The organism is Vibrio sp. 10N.286.52.F8, from assembly GCF_041468745.1.
Taxonomy (GTDB): domain Bacteria; phylum Pseudomonadota; class Gammaproteobacteria; order Enterobacterales; family Vibrionaceae; genus Vibrio; species Vibrio crassostreae_C.
On the sequence record NZ_JBFRJF010000056.1, the window covers coordinates 1 to 432 of the forward strand.

Genomic DNA, 432 nt, shown 5'->3' on the forward strand with positions numbered 1-432 from the left:
TCGTTTCCGCTCGACTTGCATGTGTTAGGCCTGCCGCCAGCGTTCAATCTGAGCCATGATCAAACTCTTCAATTTAAAGTTTTGATTACCTAAATTAATAGGTGTGACTCAACGAATACTGACTTCAAAACTACAAAAAGTAATTCTAAAGCTATTACCATTCCAACAGAATGATAATGAATTGACTGTGCCGATAATAAATTATCGATTGGTCACTCAGTTCATTGAAATCAATGTGATTCCTAAGAATCAATTTTTGATATTCATCAACGAGTGCCCACACAGATTGATAGGTTTAAATTGTTAAAGAGCTTTTCCTTTTTGAGCTTCGCTCAAATCGGACGGCCATTTTAGCGATTTAAGTTTTAGTGTCAACCACTATTTTCAAAACTTTTTTCAAGCGCTTAGCTTGGCTAATTTGACCTGCTGATT

The 432-nt window shown here is 36.1% G+C and carries 1 rRNA gene; it reads right to left on the reverse strand.

Annotated elements, in window-relative coordinates:
• Nucleotides 1–75, reverse strand: a 16S ribosomal RNA gene (locus tag AB4133_RS21400); the annotation flags it as partial.
• Between the last annotated feature and the right edge of the window lie 357 nt (nt 76–432).